A 1043-nucleotide genomic window follows, 5' to 3' on the forward strand; every position below is an offset into this window, starting at 1 on the left:
ACCGAGCGAATCGACTCGCCGCTCTTCATCAAATCGAAGCCCTCGTTGATCTTCTCGAGCGGCAGTGTGTGCGTGATCAGATCATCGATGTTGAGCTTGCCTTCCATGTACCAGTCGACGATCTTCGGCACATCCGTGCGTCCGCGCGCGCCGCCGAATGCCGAGCCCTTCCACTCGCGGCCCGTCACGAGCTGGAAGGGCCGCGTGCTGATCTCCTCGCCCGCCGCCGCCACGCCGATGATGATCGACTGCCCCCAGCCCTTGTGACAGCATTCGAGCGCCTGGCGCATCGTCTTCACGTTGCCGATGCATTCGAACGAGTAATCGGCGCCGCCATCGGTGAGCTGCACGATGTGATCGACGACGTTCTCGACGTCCTTCGGATTGACGAAGTGCGTCATGCCAAATTTCTTCGCGAGTTCGACACGGCCCGGGTTGAGATCGACGCCGATGATCTTGTCCGCGCCGACCATCTTTGCGCCTTGGATCACGTTCAAGCCGATGCCGCCAAGACCGAACACGACCACGTTCGCGCCCACTTCGACCTTCGCCGTATAAACCACCGCGCCGACGCCCGTCGTCACGCCGCAGCCGATGTAGCAGACCTTGTCGAACGGCGCGTCTTCGCGGATCTTCGCGACCGCGATTTCCGGCACGACGATGTAGTTCGAGAAGGTAGACGTGCCCATGTAGTGAAAGATCGGCTTGCCGCCAACCGAGAAGCGCGAGGTCGCGTCAGGCATCAACCCTTTGCCTTGCGTCGCGCGGATCTTCTGGCACAGGTTGGTCTTGCGCGACAGGCAGAACTTGCACTCGCGGCATTCGGGCGTGTAAAGCGGAATCACGTGGTCGCCTTTTTTCAATGTGCCCACGCCCGGCCCGACGTCGACCACCACGCCCGCGCCTTCATGTCCGAGGATCGCCGGGAAGATCCCTTCCGGGTCCGCGCCCGAGAGCGTGTAGTAATCGGTATGGCAGATGCCCGTCGCTTTCACTTCGATCAGCACTTCGCCCGCGCGCGGCCCTTCGAGATCGACCTCTTC

1 protein-coding gene is annotated in these 1043 nt (G+C 61.9%); it reads right to left on the reverse strand.

The window, feature by feature from the left end; all coding sequences use genetic code 11:
- A partial coding sequence (locus tag AAHK20_RS33450) for an S-(hydroxymethyl)glutathione dehydrogenase/class III alcohol dehydrogenase (RefSeq protein WP_449185796.1) occupies positions 1-1043 on the reverse strand: 1043 nt, incomplete at both ends.

It is taken from the genome of Trinickia camelliae (assembly GCF_053525655.1).